This is a genomic window from Nocardia sp. NPDC051030 (assembly GCF_040683015.1).
Taxonomy (GTDB): domain Bacteria; phylum Actinomycetota; class Actinomycetes; order Mycobacteriales; family Mycobacteriaceae; genus Nocardia.
On sequence record NZ_JBFBCD010000005.1, the window covers coordinates 168,517 to 187,969 of the forward strand.

The following is a 19,453-nucleotide window of genomic DNA, read 5'->3' on the forward strand; positions in this document are numbered from 1 at the left end:
CCCGGACGCACCGAGTGAGGTAACGAGGATGGCCACTGGGGTGGGCCTGCGGATCGCCGACGACGAGTCCGTCGTCGCGGTGGTGACCGGCGACGACGCCACACTCCCGGTGCACTACATTGTGCGCGAGTCGATCCTGCACATGTCCGATGACGGTGATGCGGTGCTCGGTGGCGATCAGCCGGCCGATCATTCGCATTCGATCAGCGGTTTCGTCGCGTCGGTGGGCGATCCGAACGGCATCTCGGTGGATGACGGCGAGGCCTATCGCGCCGAGGATCTGCTCGCGACCGCCGCCTTCTGCCTGATCAATCTGGCCGCCGATCACCTGAACGGCCCGGCCGAGTTCTATGCCACCTATCCGCGCGACTGGCCGGACACGCATGTCCAGGCCGTGCGCGAGGCGCTCGACTATCTGGGCCTGAAGTCGGTGGTGCTGGTCAGCGAGGCCGACCTACCCCAGCCGGAGGAAGACACCGGCAAATCCTTCGCCTACAACGCCGCCCGCGCGGCCCTGGCCGCCGTGCTGTCCACCCCCGCCGGCCTGACCCCGCCAGATCTGACCACCCCCACCGCGAATGCCGCCGACGTCACCGACATCCTGCCCGCACTGAAGTCCCCTGCGGCCTTGGCGCAGGCGTATTCGGCCGCCATCCCGGCCGCCACCACCGCCGATCCGGTGGTCGAAGACGATCTTCCGATGGACCCCGCTCCGGCCCCGCGCAAGCCCAGCCGCGGCCCGTACATCATTGCCGCCGTGATCGCCGTGCTCGGTTTGCTGCTCGGTGGCCTCGGAGTGGCGACGGTGTTGCACCGGGACGATTCGACGCCCGGCCCGCCGCGCGGCGAGGTCCGTTCCGAGCCGTCCCTCACCGCGGGCGTGGGTGTGCCCATGCCGCCGGGTGGCGCGGGCGCGGATTCGCCGACCACCACGCCCCCGGCCGAATCGGTGGAACCCCAGGCGAGCGTCGAACCGCCACCGGTCACCACCACGGCCCCGCCGACCACCACGAGCGACGCGCCGCCACCCACCACGCACACCACGCCGCCGACCACGACCCGGCCGGTGCCACCGATTTATCAGTACCCACCCGTGCCCACGTGGCAGTTGCCGACGCCACCGGTGTTCCAGGACCCGTGGGCGACGAATCCGCAATGATTTCGTAGAGACCTGCGGTGGTTTGTGCCCTAAAGTGATGCGCTGACCGATGTTCCGCGAAGTAACCGGACCGTCGGTCTGCTGGTGCACTACGAAGGGACCCAATGCGCAAGTTCATGGCGCGCCGCGCCGCGGTTCGAGCAGCCACCGTCGCTTTCGCCTCGACCGTTCTTGTCGGTCCCCTATTGGCAACGACTTCCGCGACCGCGGACCCGGTTACCCCCGAGCAGCTCGCCGCCGAGAAACTTCCGGCCGAACTGGTGCAGGCAATTCAGCGCGATCTGAAGATGACGCCCGCCGAATACCTGGACCGGGCCGCGCAGGCACAGCAATTGCGGGACTACGCAAAGGAATTCCGGTCCGAGCGCCCGGAGGAATTCGCGGGCGCCTGGATGGGCACCGACGGTAAGCCGGTATTGGCCGTGACCTCCCTCGATGCCGCCCGCATCGCCGCCGCCGACGGCTACCAGACCCGGCTCGCGCCGATCAGCGCGGACAATCTGGAGAGTTCGCTGAGTCAGCTGAACCGGGCGATCGCCGACATGCCGTTCGACATCTCCACCGCGATCAACTCGGTCGCCATCGACTTCCTCAATAGCCAGCTGGTGCTCAGCGTCGCCAACACCCCCGCCGGGCATCTGCTGAACCTGCCCACCCTGATCGCCAATATCAAGGTGATCCTGTCGCCGAACAGCGGCGGCCCGGTCGAGCGCCGGCCGATGGGCGGCGACACCTACATCAGCGCGCCGACCTCGCTGGACGACAAGGCATTGCAGAGCGTGGATGTCTGCTCGTTCGGCTTCAATGCGGTGGACGGCTCCGGCAACGCACTGAACATCAGTGCGGGGCATTGCAATCCGAATATCGGCAAGAGCAATGAGCAGGCCGATGTGTACCTGCCCAATGTGCGCAATCTGACCGCCAGCCCTCGGGTCGGCACCTTCGTGACCTCGCAGCTGGGTGGCGGCAACGCGCTCGACTACTCGGTCATCAAGCTGAACGAGGACGCGGTGCGCAACGGCATGGATCAGCCGTCGGTGCGCGGCGCGAACGGCACCACGCTCACCATTACCGGCGTGGCCGATCCGATCACCGGCGCGCCGGTCTGCAAGTCGGGTCAATCCTCCACGTTCACTTGCGGTTTCGTGGTGGCCGATCGGGTGGAGACCCAGCTGTACACCTCGGAGGGCCAGTCCAAGACCATTCGGGGCTTCGCCTCCAGCGCCTGCACCCTGGGCGGTGACAGTGGCGGCGCGATCGTGTCCGGCACCCTCGCGCTCGGCATCACCAGTGGTTCGAATGCGGCCGACGCGCCGAACTGCAACGAGGCCAACAGCGTTATGGCGCAGTACGGTGGAACCGCTTCTCTGGGCATTCCGGTCCGCGCGATTCTGGCTGATATCGATGCCAATTCGGGTGGCGGACTGGGCAGCGGAATTCAGGTTCGGACGCGTTCCAACGCCTGACGGCCGAGGAAACGTTCATAGACAGTTCAACTCGTGTCGACCTATCCGGCGACACGGGTTGATCTTGCTTCCGACACGCCGACTGTTTGCGGCGGAATCACCCAAACGTCACCCCGAGATGAGTAGGCATAACGGGCTCGAACCCATATAGTCGCCGTATGCTCCTGCCACGTATGCGCTTTTCTTCGCCTGCCGTGGGTCATCGCCCACGTGCCCTTGTCCGTTCAGCAGCGATTGCGGCCGCAGCGCTGTTGATCTCCGGACCCTTGGCGGCGAGTGCACACGCGGAGCCCGCGACCCCCGATCTGCCCGCGGAACTCATTGCCGCGATCCAGCGCGACCTGAAGATCTCCCCGGCCGACTATGTCGCCCGCGCCGATCTCGCCCAGCAGGTGGCGGCCTTCGCCACCACCGCGCAGCGGCAGTTCCCGAACGTGTTCGCCGGCGCCTGGCTGAACGAGGCCGGTAAGGCCGTCGTCGCCCTCTCCGATGGCGCGGATCTGGACAAGGCCCGCAAGGCCGTTCAGGACGCCGGGTTCGTGGCCAAGGATGTCGCCAAGAGCGAGACCACGCTGCGCAGCGAGAAGAACGCATTCCAGACCTGGTTGAAGGATCAGCCGGCCGAGGTGGCCAAGGCCGTCCGCGGCGTGGCCATCGACACCGTCAACAACACCATCGCCGTGCGCGTGGAGAAGGCCGGGCTGCCCATGCCCGGCTTCGTCGACCCGGCTCAGGTCGTCGTGATGCCTGTGCCGCCGACCGGCAATGAGGACACCACGCTGCAGACCGCCACCGCCATCGCCGGTGAGGGCCCGCGCGCGCTGGCCGCCGGTGACGGCTTCGCCTCGGTCGCCGGTCGCATGCAGCTGCGCTGCTCGCTCGGCTTCAATGGCACCGATGGCTCCGGCAATGTCGTGAATATCACTGCGGGCCACTGCAACCCGAACATTCCGGCCACCGGTGGCGCGAATTCGCCCGGCGCGTTCGAACTGATCGGCAGCGACACCGTCGGCTCGCAGGTCGGCTCCTTCCAGAAGTCGATTCTCGGCGCGCAGGACTACTCGATCATCGCGATCAACGATGCCTCGCACGACCGCTTCACCAATAACGCGGTCCGCGTCCCGAATGCCGCCCCCGTCGCCGTCACCGGTGTCGCGATCCCGGTCGTCGGTGCCCCGGTCTGCAAGTCGGGCTCGCGCACCGGCTTCAGCTGCGGTGTCGTGAATGCCGTCGACCAGACCGTTCAGGTCGGCGAGCGCATCATGACCCAGACCTTCTCCGCCAATATCTGCGCCCTCCCCGGCGACAGCGGCGGCCCGATCGTCACCGGCACCCTCGCCCTCGGCATCTCCAGCGCCTCCTCGGTCGCCGACTACCCGATCTGCGAGATCCCCAACCTGATCGGCCTCATCACCGGCAACGCCCCCCAGCTCTTCGCCCAGCCGGTGTCCACGGTTCTCTCCGATAACCCGGGCCTGCGAGTCCGCACCAACTGACCCCCTCGGAGCATCCGAAAAGGCCGGTAGCCCACAGCTACCGGCCTTTTCGCATTCCCGAACCACCCGCGAGGGAGCTGTGGTGGAGGAATTTGCCCGAATTCGCCGCCACCACAGCTCCCTCGACGGGAAGACTTTCCACGTGGTGCGACGAGCGGAGTGTGGGGTGTGGGGGTAGCTCCACGCGAGGGAGCACTCATGGCGGCAATCGGGTGAGTCGGACGCCATGAGTGCTCCCTCAGCGGTTTTCGAGAGAGGGGTGTGAGTCGGGCAGTGTTGGGGCGGTGCGGGGTCGTCGGGCGGGCTTCGGAAGGCGTAGGTGCGGCGGCGCGCGGTGGGGCATGCTGGAGGGATGTGTTTGGTGTTGGCGGGGTGGCGGGCGCATCCGGAGTATCGGTTGATCGTTGCCGCCAATCGGGATGAGTTGTATTCGCGGCCAACGGAATCGCTGCGCTGGTGGGATGAGGTGCCGGGGTTGCTGGCCGGGCGCGATCTGGGGGCCGGGGGCGAGGTGCCCGGGACCTGGCTGGGGGTGAGCCGGGAGGCGCATCGGTTCGCGACCGTCACCAATGTGCGTGCCCCGGGTGAGACCAGGACGGATGTGCGGTCGCGGGGAGCGCTACTGCTGGACTTCCTGCGCGGGGAGACCGGACCCGAGAAGTTCGTGCGGGGCGTGGCGGCCGCGCCGGACGACTACAACGGCTTCAATCTGGTGATCTCCGATCTGGAGACGCTGTGGTGGCACAGCAATCGCAGTACGCAGGCGCCACGGGAGCTGCTGCCCGGATTCCATGGTGTATCGAATGGTGCGCTGATGGGCTCGCTGGAGCCCGATGGCGAAATCCGCTTGGGCACGGACGCTCCGGCGTGGCCGAAGGTGCGAGAGGGCGTACGCGCCCTGCGCGCCGTGGTGGAATCCGATCCCTCGAATGTCGAGAGCTATCTCGCGGTGCTGGCCGACCGCACCCGCGCCGCCGACACCGAGCTCCCCCAGACGGGTCTGTCCAAGTTCAATGAGCGCGCGGCCTCGCCCCGCTTCATTGCCCACCCCTGGTACGGAACCCGGTGCAGCACAGTCCTGTTGGTCCGCGAGGACGGCGCCGTCGAAGTGACGGAACGCACGTTCGGCCGATTCGGCCGCCGCAAGGGCACCGTGTCCTTCCACGGCCGCCTCGACCTACCGGCCTGATCAGGCACCGGCGGCGACACGCCCGGCCCGCACCCGCAACCGAAATCGCATCCCCCGAAACGCACTCGGCCCGCCCCGAGTCATCGGGGCGGGCCGAGCCACAGTGCCGCCTTCAGCAGAAGGCGTTGCTAAATCAGTTGGCCCACTTGGTGGTGCCATCCGCGGCCTGGAGCGTCTGCATGAGCTCGATGCCCGCGGCGACCAGCGTCGGGCCGCCCACGGCGACCGTGCCGAGGATGCCGCCGATGCCGGCGCCCGCGACCAGACCCGGGATGCACCCGGCCACAATGGTCACGACGCAACCGATGATCGCGCCGACCGCCATGCCGACGAAGCTACCGATACCGGTGGCCATGCCGAACTGGGTGGAGAAGTTGCTCATGGCCCGCTGGTTCTCCGAAGCGGAGGCGATGGGCTTGACCGCAACCGGCTGCGAGACAACCTGTACGCCATCGGCCGGCTTCTCGGGGGTCACCTCGAGCACCTTGTTGTCATCCTTGAGCTCCGGCTTGACCGGAACCTGCACACCCGCGATGTCGAAAGACAGCGGGAAGGTGATGACCGTGGCACCCGCGATGTCCTTGACGTTCACCAGCGTCGTCTTCGGGTCCTCCGGAGTGGCGCCGTCCTGCTCGGTGAGCTCGAAGGTGCCGTTCTTCAGGGTGGACACGACGGTCTTACCGTCGACGAGCTTGGTGGAGTAGTTGATTCCCGCGGGCTGAGCGGGGGCGGTATCGGCGTGGGAGGTCGTCATCCCAATGGTCATTGCGCCGATGACCATGGCAGCCGCCGCAGTGGTGCTGCGAAGATTCATTCTCGGTTTTTCCATTCCGTCATCAGGTAGATCGTCTGTCCGCTTCTTCACCACGCGAGGCCCGGCTTCCCTCGGGCCCTGCCACGCGCAGAACATCTCCCCGAGCATGTGAAGAAGCGCACAGCTGTCGGACAGCGTGAGCCTAATCGATCACCACCTGATTTGCGACATCCCTTTCACCCTGAAGCACTGCGTGTTTCGAAGTAAGCCTGCCCTTTGTTCACGACGTGAATTGCCGGGATTTACGGTGTGGGAACACCCTGGACGGCTAAGTTACCAGCGGGTAACTTACCGTCTATTAGGATACGAGCAACCCGAGGCAGATCAGCCCCGCCTCGCACAGCTCGTAGAGCCCGTAAGAAAGGTCGCGACATGAATGCCCTGACAGTGACGCTGGGCACGATTGGGGCGGTGTTCACAGTCTTCTGTTGGGCATCGTTCATCGGAGGCGTGCGAAACATCGCGCGCACCATCATGGTCGGTCAGTCCGCACCCGATCGGTGGCGGCCGTTCTTCCCCCGCATCAAGACCATGCTCGTGGAATTCCTCGCGCATACGCGCATGAACAAATTCCGCACGGTCGGCTGGGCCCACTGGCTCGTCATGATCGGCTTCCTCGCCGGGTTCATCCTGTGGTTCGAGGCATACGGCCAGACCTTCGATCCCGAATTCCACTGGCCCATCATCGGTTCGTGGGGCATCTACCACCTGGTCGATGAAATCCTCGGCATCGGAACGGTTGTCGGCATCCTGACGCTGATCGCCATCCGCCAGCTGAACCACCCGCGCGTTCCGGAGCGCCTGTCCCGGTTCAGCGGCTCGAAGTTCGCCCCCGCGTATGTGATCGAAAGCATCGTGCTCGTCGAGGGCCTCGGCATGGTCTTCGTGAAGGCCGGCAAGATCGCCACCTACGGTGAATCCCACACCTGGAGTGACTTCTTCACCGAGCAGGTGGCCAAGCTCCTGCCCGAGTCGATCGCCATGGTCTCGATCTTCGCCTTCATCAAGCTGTGCTCCGGCGCGCTGTTCCTGCTGCTGGTCGGCCGCAATGTCACCTGGGGCGTTGCCTGGCACCGTTTCTCGGCCTTCCCGAACATCTACTTCAAGCGTGAGGCCGACGGCGGCGTCGCCCTCGGCGCGGCCAAGCCGATGATGTCCAATGGCAAGCCGATCGAGATGGAAACCGCCGATCCGGACAATGACACCTTCGGCGTCGGCAAGTTCGAGGACCTGTCCTGGAAGGGCATCCTCGACGTCACCACCTGCACCGAATGCGGTCGCTGCCAATCCCAGTGCCCCGCATGGAATACCGGCAAGCCGCTCTCGCCCAAGCTGCTGATCATGTCGCTGCGCGACCACGGCTACGCCAAGGCCCCGTACCTGCTGGCTGGCGGCCGCAAGGACATGGGCGGTGACGAGATCGGTCTCGTCGACGCCGAGGGCAAGCCGAATGAGCGTGCGCTGGACAAGATTTCGGCCGAGGCGCGCGCCGAGGCGGAGCGCCCGCTGGTCGGCGGCGAGGATGTCAACGGCATCATCGATCCCGAGGTGTTGTGGTCGTGCACGACCTGTGGTGCCTGTGTGGAGCAGTGCCCGGTCGATATCGAGCACGTCGACCACATCATCGATATGCGCCGCTATCAGGTGTTGATCGAGTCGGAGTTCCCGTCCGAGCTCGCGGGTCTGTTCAAGAACCTGGAGAACAAGGGCAACCCGTGGGGGCAGAACGCCAAGGATCGCCTGAACTGGATCTCCGAGGTGGACTTCGAGATCCCGGTCTACGGCCGCGACGCGGACTCCTTCGACGGCTATGAGTACCTGTTCTGGGTCGGTTGTGCCGGTGCGTATGAGGACCGCGCGAAGAAGACCACCAAGGCCGTGGCCGAGCTCCTGGCGACCGCCGGGGTGAAGTTCATGGTCTTGGGTCAGGAAGAGACCTGCACCGGTGACTCGGCGCGGCGTGCGGGTAATGAGTTCTTGTTCCAGCAGTTGGCGATGCAGAACATCGAACTGCTCAACACCGTGTTCGAGGGTGTGGAGCAGGCCAAGAAGAAGATCGTCGTCACGTGCGCGCACTGCTTCAACGCGTTGAATAACGAGTACCCGCAGGTGGGTGGCAGCTATGAGGTGGTGCATCACACTCAGTTGCTGAACCGGCTGGTGCGCGCCAAGTCCCTGGTGCCGGTGTCCCCGGTGGCGCAGAACGTCACCTATCACGATCCGTGCTATCTGGGCCGCCACAACAAGATCTATAACGCGCCGCGTGAGTTGATGGAGGCCTCGGGCTCGACCTTGATCGAGATGCCGCGTCACGGTGAGCGGTCGATGTGCTGTGGTGCCGGTGGCGCGCGCATGTGGATGGAAGAGCAGCTCGGCAAGCGCATCAACGTCGACCGTGTCGATGAGGCCTTGGAGACGCTCAAGGGCGGCAATGAGCCGTCGATGATCGCGACGGGTTGCCCGTTCTGCCGGGTCATGCTGACCGATGGTGTCACCGCCCGCAAGGACGGCGGCGAGGTCGGCCAAGGCGTGGAGGTCGTGGACGTCTCGCAGCTGATGCTGCAGTCGATCGACCGCATCGATGCCGCGCAGCTGACCGAGAACCTCAAGGTCATCCAGACTCCGAAGGTTGAAGAGCCCGAACCGGTTTCCGAGCCGGAGCCGGTCAAGGCCGAGGCGGCTGTCGCCGAGGCCCCGGCCGAGCCGAAGGCCGCTCCGGCCGGTGGCGGCCTGGGCATGAAGGGTGGGCTCAAGCCTCCGGGTGGCGGCAAGGGTCTGGCGATGAAGGGCGGCCTGAAGGCCCCCGGCGCGAAGGCTGAAGCTCCGACCGCGTCCGCCCCGGCGGAAGCTGCTGCCCCGGCGGCCGATTCGGCCCCGGCCGCACCGGCCAAGGGCCTCGCCATGAAGGGCGGCCTCAAGGCCCCCGGCGGCAAGGGTCTCGCCATGAAGGGCGGCCTGAAGGCTCCGGGCGCGAAGCCCGCCGCTCCGGCGGAATCCGCCCCGACCGAATCCGCCTCTGCCGCAGCCGCTCCGGCTCCGGCGACGGAAGCCGCGGCTCCGGCCGAGGCCAAGCCGACGGTGGCCGCCAAGGGTCTGGCCATGAAGTCCGGCCTCAAGCGCCCCGGCCCGAAGGCCCCGGGTGCCGCCGCTCCGGCAGCTCCCGCCGCCCCGGCCGAGTCCGCTCCCGCCGCCTCCGCCACGGCGGAATCGGCTCCGGCGGAGGCCACTCCGGCTCCCGCCGCCGAGGCCAAGCCGACGATCGCCGCCAAGGGCCTGGCCATGAAGTCCGGCCTCAAGCGCCCCGGCCCGAAGGCTCCGGGTGCCGCGGCACCGGCTGCTCCGGCAGCCCCCGCCGAAGCGCCTGCGGCTCCGGCTGATTCGGCCCCGGCCGAAACCGCCACGGCCGCCACGGCTCCTGCCGAACCGGCCGCCACCGAGACCAAGGGCACCGAAGGCAATGGCGGCAATGGCACCGAAGGCAATGGTGCTGCCAACCCGCCCGCCGCCAAGCCGGGCGGTCTGGGCTTCAAGGGCGGCATGAAGGCCCCGGGCCGAAAGAACTGACGCTCGAACACCAACGCCGAGGGCGGCGCTACCACTCCGGTAGCGCCGCCTTCGGCGTTTCCGGAGCGGCTACGGCCTCGAGCCGCCGAGTAGAGCCGACTGCTCTGCTTCGCCACCCTGCGTTCGTCCGGGCTCGATCCGCCGGGCCGAGTCCACCGCCGGACCTGCGGCGATCTGGCAGCATCGCCGCAGGTCCAGCGACTCTCCGTTAATGCCGAGCAACACTATTGGCGGGAGTTCGCCATACTGCAAGGTATGACGGATGCGCGAGCGATGCGGGTGGAAATCGGGGTGGAGACGCTCGAAGGGGTGCGGATCGCGGATGCGGCGGGGGCGAAACGGGTGGAATTGTGTACCGGACTGTCGGTCGGCGGGCTGACGCCCGGGGGTGCCTTCGTGGAGGCTGCGGTGCAGGTCGCGGGGGATGTCGAGATTCATGTGCTGATCCGTCCCCGGCCCGGCGACTTCCGGTATTCGGCCGATGAGGTCCGGCTGATCCGTGGCGAGGTCATCCGGGCGCGGGAGGCCGGGGCGCACGGCGTGGTGGTCGGCGTGCTCGATGAGGAGGATCAGATCGATGCCGCCGCCAATGCGGAATTGGTGGCCGCCGCCGAGGGCATGGAGGTGACCTTCCATCGGGCGTTCGATGTCTGCGCGGACCCCTACGCCGGTTTCGATCGGCTGCTGGAACTGGGTTTCACGCGCCTGCTGACTTCGGGCCGTCAGATGTCGGTCCTGGATGGCGCGTCCTTGATCGCGCGGCTGGTGAGTCTGGCGGACGACCGAATCCAGGTGATGGCCTGCGGCGGCCTGCGCGCCGACAATGCCCGCCGGGTGATCGAATTGACCGGGGTGCGGGATTTGCATGCGGCCGTGCGCATTCCGGTTCCGGGCGGTTCGCAGCAGGACAGTGATGTGACATTCGCGGAGTTCGGGGTGCCGAGCGGATTCGATCATTTCGAGACGGACGCGGACGGGGTCGCGGCCCTGTGCGAGGCCGCTTTCTCGGCCGGATAGCCCGCCCCGAGGGCGTGTCTACCGCCCTGGCCAGCGAAAACTTCGTAGCGTGAGCCTGTTTCCGAGTGCCCCGGACGGGTATGCCGGTGGTGCGTCTCGCGTTCTAGGAGGTTGACATGGCCGCGGCACCCGCGCCATCGACGGTTCGCACCCTGATCCCCGCCCGAATCGACAGATTGCCGTGGTCCCCATTCCATACCCGGATGGTGATCGCGCTCGGTGTGGCGTGGATTCTGGACGGCCTGGAGATCACGGTGGCGAGCGCGGTCGCCGACACCCTGACCAAGCCCGAGACGCTGCACATGTCCTCGACCGCGGTCGGCCTGCTGGCGACGATCTATCTCGCCGGTGAGGTGGTGGGCGCTCTCCTGTTCGGCAATCTGTCCGACAAGCTGGGCCGCCGCAACCTGTTCATGCTGACCCTCGGCGTCTACCTGGTCGGAAGCGGTCTCACCGCGGCCACTCTCGGCAATGGCGCGGGTTGGGTGGCGTTTCTGTATGTCACCCGGTTCATTGCCGGTATGGGCATCGGCGGCGAGTACGCCGCCATCAACTCCGCGATCGACGAACTGATTCCGGCGCGCTACCGGGGCCGGGTCGATATCGCGGTGAATGGAACCTATTGGGCGGGCGCGGTACTCGGCACGATCGGCACCTACATCCTGCTCAACCATGTCGAACTGTCGCTGGGCTGGCGGCTGGGCTTCCTGATCGGTCCCGTGCTGGGCCTGGTGATCCTGGTGGTGCGCAGGCATCTGCCCGAAAGCCCGCGCTGGCAGATCATGCACGGCCGGGCGCAGGCGGCCGAGGCGTCGATCACGCAGATCGAGCACGAGGTGGAGCATTCGGGCATCGAGCTGCCGCCGATCGACGAGAGCAAGGCGATCGAGGTGAAACCGGCCCATCAGATCGGGTACGCGGCGCTGACCCGAGTCCTGTTCCGCGAGTATCCCTCCCGCGCCATCCTGGGCGCGTCCCTGATGATCAGTCAGTCATTCCTCTACAACTCGATCTTCTTCACCTACACCCTGGTGCTCGGCAAGTTCTACGGAGTGCCGTCGGAATCCACTCCGATCTACCTGATCGCCTTCGCCATCGGCAATCTGGTCGGCCCGTTCACGATCGGGCACCTCTTCGACACCGTCGGCCGCCGCAAGATGCTCGCGGGCACCTACATCGGTTCCGGTGTGCTGCTGGCGATCACGGCCGCACTGTTCTATGCCGACGTACTCAATGCGATCACCCAGACCGCCGCCTGGTGCGTGATCTTCTTCTTCGCCTCCGCCGGAGCGAGCGCCGCCTATCTGACGGTGAGCGAGATCTTCCCGCTCGAGGTCCGTGCCAAGGCGATCGCCGTATTCTTCGCTATCGCACAGTGTTTCGGCGCGCTCGGCCCGGTCGTCTACGGTGCCCTGATCGGCGACGGCGACCACCCCGGTCGCCTGTTGATCGGCTACCTGCTCGGCGCGGCCGTCATGATCGGCGGCGGCCTGATCGCCTGGTTCCTCGGCGTGGACGCGGAAGGAAAGTCCTTGGAGGACATCGCCCTTCCGCTCTCGGTGACCGGCCGGAGGGGCCAGACCCGCGCGGAAGGGGCCGCATCCCCCTTCGCCACCTGATCCGACGGATCAGGAATCCGGCCTGGAGTGCCTGCCCCCGCGCGGCGGATCGGTCGGCCACGCCGGAGGCGAGGGATTCGGATCCGTCCACGGCGGAATCGGCTGACCCGGGTCCGTGCGCATCGGATTCGGCTGCACCACACTGGTTCTGGGAACGGTGTTCTCATCACTCGCCGGAGGCTCGGGCGGTTGCGGGCGAGAGACCACCGGTTGCCCACCGGTGCGGGGAGTGATCGGCTGCGATCCCGTCCGAGGTCCCGCTGAACCCGTCCGGGGCACCGCCGATTGCGAACCCGTTCGAGGCGTGGCCGATTGCGCACCCGACCGAGCGCCGGTCGACTGCGCGCGCTTGCGCGGGGCAGCGGATTTCGTTGCGGCCTTGCGGGTTCGGGCCGGACCGGCGGGTTCGGGACGATGACCGAATGGGCGGGCCAGCATGACGGCGATGGCGGTGGTCAGCGGAACGGACAGGGCCAGGGCGATGCCACCGACCGAGGAGCGGGCGATCTCGATGCCGACCGCGTCACCGGTGAGCACATCGCGAATCGACCGCCCGGCCACACTGAACAGCAGCAGCAACGGCAGCGCGCCACCGGCATAGGCGAGCACCAGCGTGTAGACGGTGCTGGCGATGTGGTCGCGCCCCACACGCATGGCGGCGGCGAAAATGCTGCGGCGCGAGGCCTGTTCGTCCAGGGCGGCGAGTTCGAAGGCCGCCGAGGCCTGGGTGATGGTGACGTCATTGAGCACACCGAGCGAGCCGATGATGAATCCGGCGAGCAGCAGCCCGGTAATGCTGACGTGCTCCAGATAGGTGGCGACGGTGGTGTTCTGTTCCTCCGACAGGCCGGTCAAATGCGTCATCTTCAGTGCCAGCCAAGACAACCCGGCCGCCAGCGCCATCGAGGTGAGCGTGCCGAGCAGTGCGGAGCTCGTGCGCAGGTTCACGCCGTGCGCCAGATACAGCACGGCATAGAGAATGAGCGCGCCCGCCACCAAAGCCACCGGAATGGCGGGTTTTCCGTCCAGCAAGGCCGGGAGCAGGAAGATCACCAGCACTCCGAAGGCGAAGATCAATCCGATCAGCGCCCGCAATCCGCGCCACCGCGCGACGACGATGATCACCAAGGCGAAGACGGCCACAATGATGCTCAGCGGCAGCCCACGCGAGTAGTCGTTGAACGAGTACATGGCCGTGCCGCTCGGATCGGCCCCGCGCACGATGCGAATGTGGTCGCCCGCCCGCAGATCGGGTTGTCCTGGCCCGGGCGCGATTTCGAAGAGCGTCTTACTGCCCTGATCCGGTCCGGAGTCGATGGTGATGATGCTGCGCTGGCAGTTGTAGGCGCTGGTGCGCGGCGCCTGCGGCTGATCGACGAAGACCTTGCCCTGTGAGGCGCTGCCGCACGGCCCGATGTCCTGTAGGACCACGGTCCCGGCCTCGGTCTGCATCGCGCCGCCGCTCTGGCTCTGCATGGGCAGCGGAATGTCGACATGCTGACTGCTCGGCCACAGGAACCAGGCACCGGCCACGACGATGATGCCGATGACCGTGAGCAGTCCGACCACCACGCGGGCAGCGGTTGCGCCGATCTCGATCGGGCCGGAGTGGTCGTGGTGGTGATGGTGATCGCTCACCGAGCGAGCCTAAACGAAAACCGTTCCCGAAGTGCACGGGGGTTCGGGGGTGGTCTTGTCAAATATGAACATTCCGGAATCTGCACAGAATGGGGTTCAGAAGTGGGAGGGGGCGGCGGAGAGCAGGGGGATGTCTCCGCCGCCCGGGACTCAGCGGCCCAGGGGGGTAGGCCGGCTGAATCAGGGCCGGACGGCTCAGGGGGGGTAAGCGGTCCGGCCGGGCACTTAAGTGCCGAGGCCTACTGTACACAAAAGTCGGATCTTTCCGCTAGCTAAGTCTCTAAAAACCCACCTTTTTCGTACTAGCGGTTTGTTTTAGTCAGGGTCTCACCTGTGCCAACGTCCATGGCCGAACAGCGTCACTGCCGGTAACCGGCGAGGAAATTGCCGAATCGCTCGATCGCCACGGACAGGTCCCGAGCCCACGGCAGGGTGACAATCCGCAGGTGATCGTGGTGCGGCCAGTTGAAACCGGTGCCCTGCACCATCAGAATCTTCTCCTGCAGCAGCAGATCCAGCACCAGCTTCGAATCGTCATGGATCTCATGGACTTCCGGATCCAGCCGCGGGAACGCGTACAGCGCACCCTTCGGCTTAACGCACGAAACGCCCGGAATCGTATTGAGCTTCTCCCACGCCACATCTCGCTGCTCCAGCAGCCGCCCGCCGGGCAGCACCAGATCCTCGATGCTCTGATGCCCGCCGAGTGCCACCTGAATCGCATGCTGCGCGGGCACATTCGGGCACAGGCGGGTGGAGGCCAGCAGATCGATGCCCTCCAGGAACCCGCCCGCGTGATCCTTCGGCCCGGTGATCACCAGCCAGCCCGAGCGGTAACCCGCCACCCGGTACGCCTTGGACAGGCCATTGAAGGTCAGGCACAGCAGATCCGGCGCGAGCGTCGCCAGCGAGACATGCTTGGCGTCGTCATAGAGGATCTTGTCGTAGATCTCATCGGCCAGCAGCAGCAGATTGTGCTTGCGCGCCAAGTCCACGACCTGCTGCAACACCTCGGTCGAATAGACCGCGCCGGTCGGATTATTGGGGTTGATCACGACAATGGCCTTGGTCTTGTCGGTGATCTTGGATTCCATATCGGCGATATCCGGCTGCCAGTCATTGGACTCGTCGCACAGATAATGCACCGGCGTGCCGCCCGCCAGCGAGGTCATGGCCGTCCACAGCGGATAGTCCGGGGCCGGGATCAGCACCTCGTCACCATTGTCGAGCAGCGCCTGCATGGTGATGGTGATCAGCTCGGAGACGCCATTACCCAGGTACACGTCGTCGACATCGAACTCCGGGAAGCCCGGGACCAGCTCATACCGGGTGAAGATGGCCCGCCGCGCGGGCAGGATGCCCTTCGACTCCGAATAGCCCTGCGCATAAGGCAGCGCCGCGATCATGTCGCGCATGATCACGTCCGGGGCGTCGAACCCGAACGGCGCGGGATTGCCGATATTGAGCTTGAGGATGCGGTGACCCTCGGACTCCAGCCGTGCCGCGTGCGCGTGTACCGGACCCCGGATTTCATACAGCACGTTCTGGAGCTTGGTCGACTGCTCCAGGGTGCGCGGGGACCGAGGCGGTAGGTGACTGGAAGGGCTCACCCGTCCAATGGTGCCATCCGCTCGCAATCGGGATTTTTCACCGTGTTCTCACCGCGAGGTATCGGGCGGCAACATGCCCTTGGCCGCGGTATTGCCGCAGAACTCCTCGATGGTTTCGTCCAGCTCGCGGGCCGCTACCACGTCCCGGAACTCCGGCCGGATGAGTCGCTGCCGCAAGCCGATGAGCCGCTCCTCCAATTGCGCGATCCGCTTCTCCTCGTCCAATCGCAGGACGGGTTGCAGGGCCTCGGTGGCACCGTCCAGGCTGCCATTGATCAGGTGCGCGGCCGCACTGTCCACTCGGGCGAGGGACTCCGCACCATAGGAACGCTGCTCGGTGGGCCCGTTCGAGTACAGCTCGATGGCCCGATGGGTCGCCTGCAAGGCGGGTTCGGCCTGACCCAGATGGATATAGGTCGCCCCCGCGTAGTACTGGCTCTTGGGCTCGTTGAAACCGAATACACCGCCGACCTCGTCGTGCAGGGTGTCGCGGGAATCGCCGTCGCGGGCATTGTCCGCGGCGCGAATGCAGCGTTCGGTGTCGTGCGCGCTGCCTAGTCGGGACCAGATCCGGGCCTCGATATTCAGTAGTCGCACCCGAGCGGTCGCCGAATCCGCGTACTGCTGACCGCTCTGCGCCAGCAGCACCGCGCGCCGCGGCCGCTCCGACCAGTATTCGATCAGCGCCTGCATACCGCGGGTCCAGGAGCGCAATCCGTTGTGCCCGCACAGCTCCGCGTAAGCCCATGCGGCCCGGGCCTGCTCACCGGCCGCGTCGACATAGCCGAGATCGGTGCTGGCATTGGCGAGCAGCCCGGACAGGGTGCCCGCGAGCAGGTACAGATGGCCGGTGTCGGCGGGTCGTTGATGGCCTTCGAGCAGGCGGTAGACGCGGCGGCGCACCCGCAGCATCTCCACCATCATGGGCACGGGAGGCACATGCACGTAGTCGTTGGCGATGCGCGTGACGTCGGCGTCGAGCTGTTCCAATGTGGTTGCTCCCACATTGGTGCCCTCCGCCCTCCCCGCGTGCTCGCTTGCTTCGTGGGCAGCCGCCATGATCAGATCCCTCTCCGAAATCGCCGCTAACGCATCGCCTCTCATCGCACCCGTGTCGACGAGTGCCAGCAGTTCCGCGTCGCTGGAATAACTGGCTTGCGCCGGATTGCCTTGTCTTGCATCGGCATGGCCGTGCCGCACTTCGGCACTGTCTTGGCGCATATCGAAACCGGGAACGGTGGGACGGTCGATCAAGGGCTGGTCGATCAAGGCCGCGAACCGTGCCCGCACCACATCGTCGGACCTGGCAAGAGACGTATCGAGGGCGGCCTGATTGACGGGGCGGGGATGCACCCGATCCCCACCGGCTTCCCACTTGGAGACCAGGCGCTCGTGCACACCCAAATGTGCCGCGAACTCCCGGATACTCATCCGTTTGGCATCGCGAAGGGCCCGGGCTTCTTTCCCTGACCACTGCCTGACCACGATGTCATCCCTTCCGAAACGAACTCCGAGTTCCAGGGTACGAGCGCGAAGTGGCCTCGGCCACAAGCGAAAGCTAGCCGTTACCAGGCTTTATACGAATCCGGAATAAAGGCAGTGAAAGGGCAGCGCAAGGAGGGCGTGCGGGCGTATTCATACGGGCCACGCGGGCGCGACCCTGGAGTCCGGAGGCAGGAGTGGGGAACGTGAACGCGGACAAGCTGAGAACGATCGACGACTGGGTGGCGTTCTACCGCCACGAGTTCGGTCTGCCGGTCGCCGAGCGCGGCGGTTTCGTCATGCTTCCCGTCACCAGCCGCGTGGGCGTCATCCACCTGCCCGTCGCCCGCGCCGAAAAGGTCCGCGCCACACTGCAAAAGCACGACAATGCCGGTCCCATGCTGGCCCGGCAGATCCGCTGGAGCTTTCTCGCCGGGCCCGATTCCCGCCCCGGCGACCAGATCATGGACGTCCTGAACCGCCTCGATATCGGCATTCCCGCCATCGGCAGTGCCGTCATGCTCCCCACCGGCCTGGGTCGCTGGACCCGCGAAGGCTGCTACTGGGTGGTCCCACCCACCCGAGAACTGAAACTCCCACCCCTGTCGGCAATCATCACGACAGCTCTGGCGGTGGGAACCGGAAGCGAGGACTGAACGCAGCCGGCCCTCGCACCGGCGCGCAAGCGCCGGAACCCACCGAGTCCGCCCCTCCTGGCAGTCGACGGGGCGGACTCGGCGGGTGTTGAAGGGCTGTACCGCCTCCCCGCGACTTCGGCGCACGGCAGAGTGCCGTTGCCGGTTGGGAACGCGTGGCAGCGGATGGGTGCCGAAACAATTTTGGACGTACCCGGTGAGTTACCCGGACCCTCACGAAATCAGTTGTCGCGTTGGCGATCAGTTCGCAGGGGCGGCTGGGGGTAGCAGCGGTGGGAGGGTGGGGAGCACGACGGGCGGGAGGCCCGGGATGATCGTGAAGGTATTGGGGCCCTGGGTGGTCGGCGGGGCTTCCGTCGTGGTGGTGTAGCGCGGCGGCGGAGCTGCCAGGGATTCGTTGGTGGCATCGGTGGTGGTGGGGACCACCGTGGTGGGTGCGACCGAGTGGGTGGTGGTGGCCTGGGCCGAGGTGGGGACGGCGTCGGAGCTCTGCGAATCGTGTTCCAGGACTTGCGGACCCCAGCGCAGCGAGACGCCGATGGCGGCGACCACGACCAGCGCGCCGACGGCCACCCCGGCCATGCTGACCTCGCGGCGGCGGCTCAACTTCTCGACCGCGCGCGCACCGGACCGCCACGATGTCGCATGGTCCTGGGGTAGTGCGGTGGTGTCCTCGGGCCCGGCCGGGAAGGGCGCGGGCGCGGGGCGCTGCGCGACCGGACGAGCCAGCATGGCCGCACCGCGGGTCACCACGGTCTCCGGTGCGGCGGCGACAATCACGGGCACGCCCAGCCAGCGCCGCAAAACCCTTGCCACCAGCGGAATCTGCGCGCACCCACCGATCACGGCGACGGCCTGGACCGGCTGCTCGGAGCGCAGGATCACGTCCCGGATCATCCGGGCCGAGGATTCCACGGCCAGCATGATCAGCGCTTCGAAGTTCTCCTGCGAGAGCAGCACCAGACCCTCGGGCGAGGGCAGCGCGACGGCGCTGCTGGTGGACAGCTGCTCCTTCGCCTGCCTGCACAGCTCATCCAGCGCGAGCAGACCGGCCTGATCCTCCGGATGGGCGATCCGTCCGGAGGCGATCTGCTGTTCGCGGATCAGCGAATCCAGATAGTCGCCGCTGATATCGCTGGTGCGCTCGCTGAAACAGACCTGCCGCGAGGCGGTATCGACCACGGTGACCGAAAGGCCCGAAGCGCCCAGATCGTAGAGTGCGACGGTACCGAAACCTTGCAGGTCACCGGAGTATTCGAGAAACTCCATGGCCGCGGCGACATCGGGAACCAGCTCATAGTTGGTGAACTGGCGGCGGGCCAGCTCGGCCCGGATGGCGCGGGCGTGCAATTCGTCGCGGTAAGCGATTGCGGTGGCGCTGATCTCGGAATCGGCCGCCAGCACCGCCCCGATGGCATCGGCGACCAAGAGATCGATGCGGCGATCCTCGACCGGAATGCCCTGCACATCGAAGGCGTCCGGCGCACCGCGGAATCCGGTGAATTTCTTGGCGTGACCGAAGGAATGCGACGGCGCGGGCTCGGCGGAATTCCCGGAATGCGGACGTGCGACGCGAACCGCGCCCGCCCCCACCGAGACTCCCAATACCGAACTCATTTGCAGCCCATCTCGTTTCCACGCTCCCCGAGGTGTGAGCAAGGCACACGGCCTGCGATCGGCGTGCGACGCATCAACATAACGGTGGGGTCACTTTACCTGTCGCCGCCACCTTACGACCTGCCG

12 protein-coding genes and 1 pseudogene are annotated in these 19,453 nt (G+C 66.5%); 8 read left to right on the forward strand and 5 right to left on the reverse strand.

All coding sequences use genetic code 11. The features are described from left to right. The first annotated feature begins 28 nt into the window (after positions 1 to 28). The 4 genes from AB0N05_RS18435 to AB0N05_RS18450 all read left to right on the forward strand — a co-directional run bounded on the left by AB0N05_RS18435 (position 29) and on the right by AB0N05_RS18450 (position 5,310). Positions 29 to 1,159 carry a hypothetical protein gene (locus tag AB0N05_RS18435; protein ID WP_364695115.1) on the forward strand — a complete coding sequence of 377 codons (1,131 nt, stop codon included), beginning with the start codon at positions 29 to 31 and terminating at the stop codon, positions 1,157 to 1,159. Positions 1,160 to 1,263: 104 nt separating this feature from the next. Then, entirely contained in the window at positions 1,264 to 2,625 is a 1,362-nt protein-coding gene (locus tag AB0N05_RS18440) for a S1 family peptidase (RefSeq protein WP_364695118.1), read from the forward strand. Between the two features lie 173 nt (positions 2,626 to 2,798). Then, positions 2,799 to 4,121: a S1 family peptidase gene (locus AB0N05_RS18445; protein ID WP_364696455.1), complete on the forward strand. Its 1,323-nt coding sequence runs from the start codon at positions 2,799 to 2,801 to the stop codon at positions 4,119 to 4,121. Between the two features lie 352 nt (positions 4,122 to 4,473). Beyond that, the gene (locus AB0N05_RS18450; RefSeq protein WP_364695121.1) at positions 4,474 to 5,310 is read left to right on the forward strand and encodes an NRDE family protein; all 837 of its coding nucleotides are present in this window, start codon (positions 4,474 to 4,476) and stop codon (positions 5,308 to 5,310) included. Between the two features lie 133 nt (positions 5,311 to 5,443). Here AB0N05_RS18450 and AB0N05_RS18455 read toward each other — a convergent pair whose 3' ends face one another. Further along, the gene (locus tag AB0N05_RS18455; protein WP_364695124.1) at positions 5,444 to 6,124 is read right to left on the reverse strand and encodes a hypothetical protein; all 681 of its coding nucleotides are present in this window, start codon (positions 6,122 to 6,124) and stop codon (positions 5,444 to 5,446) included. 372 nt (positions 6,125 to 6,496) lie between these two features. On the opposite strand from AB0N05_RS18455, the gene AB0N05_RS18460 reads away from it, so the two are divergent. The 3 genes from AB0N05_RS18460 (at position 6,497) to AB0N05_RS18470 (ending at position 12,324) form a co-directional block, all read left to right on the forward strand. Continuing rightward, complete coding sequence (locus AB0N05_RS18460; protein WP_364695127.1) at positions 6,497 to 9,688, forward strand: (Fe-S)-binding protein; 3,192 nt, start codon at positions 6,497 to 6,499, stop codon at positions 9,686 to 9,688. A 255-nt stretch (positions 9,689 to 9,943) separates the two neighbouring features. Continuing rightward, on the forward strand, positions 9,944 to 10,705 hold the full coding sequence (locus tag AB0N05_RS18465; RefSeq protein ID WP_364695130.1) for a copper homeostasis protein CutC: 762 nt from the start codon (positions 9,944 to 9,946) through the stop codon (positions 10,703 to 10,705). Between the two features lie 116 nt (positions 10,706 to 10,821). Beyond that, positions 10,822 to 12,324, forward strand: a complete 1,503-nt coding sequence (locus AB0N05_RS18470; RefSeq protein WP_364695133.1) for an MFS transporter — start codon at positions 10,822 to 10,824, stop codon at positions 12,322 to 12,324. Between the two features lie 423 nt (positions 12,325 to 12,747). On the opposite strand, the pseudogene AB0N05_RS18475 reads toward AB0N05_RS18470, so the two are convergent. The 3 genes and pseudogenes from AB0N05_RS18475 to AB0N05_RS18485 form a co-directional block, all read right to left on the reverse strand. Next, a pseudogene (locus AB0N05_RS18475) lies at positions 12,748 to 13,962 on the reverse strand (YibE/F family protein); the annotation flags it as partial. Positions 13,963 to 14,321: 359 nt separating this feature from the next. After that, complete coding sequence (locus AB0N05_RS18480; protein WP_364696458.1) at positions 14,322 to 15,581, reverse strand: pyridoxal phosphate-dependent aminotransferase; 1,260 nt, start codon at positions 15,579 to 15,581, stop codon at positions 14,322 to 14,324. A gap of 39 nt (positions 15,582 to 15,620) precedes the next feature. Then, positions 15,621 to 17,003, reverse strand: a complete 1,383-nt coding sequence (locus AB0N05_RS18485) for an XRE family transcriptional regulator (protein WP_364695136.1) — start codon at positions 17,001 to 17,003, stop codon at positions 15,621 to 15,623. A 257-nt stretch (positions 17,004 to 17,260) separates the two neighbouring features. Between AB0N05_RS18485 and AB0N05_RS18490 the strand changes: the two genes are divergently transcribed. Then, on the forward strand, positions 17,261 to 17,710 hold the full coding sequence (locus AB0N05_RS18490; RefSeq protein WP_364695139.1) for a hypothetical protein: 450 nt from the start codon (positions 17,261 to 17,263) through the stop codon (positions 17,708 to 17,710). 240 nt (positions 17,711 to 17,950) lie between these two features. On the opposite strand, the gene AB0N05_RS18495 is transcribed toward AB0N05_RS18490, so the two are convergent. After that, positions 17,951 to 19,327, reverse strand: coding sequence for an Hsp70 family protein (locus tag AB0N05_RS18495; RefSeq protein WP_364695142.1), 1,377 nt, complete (start codon positions 19,325 to 19,327; stop codon positions 17,951 to 17,953). Positions 19,328 to 19,453 lie beyond the last annotated feature (126 nt).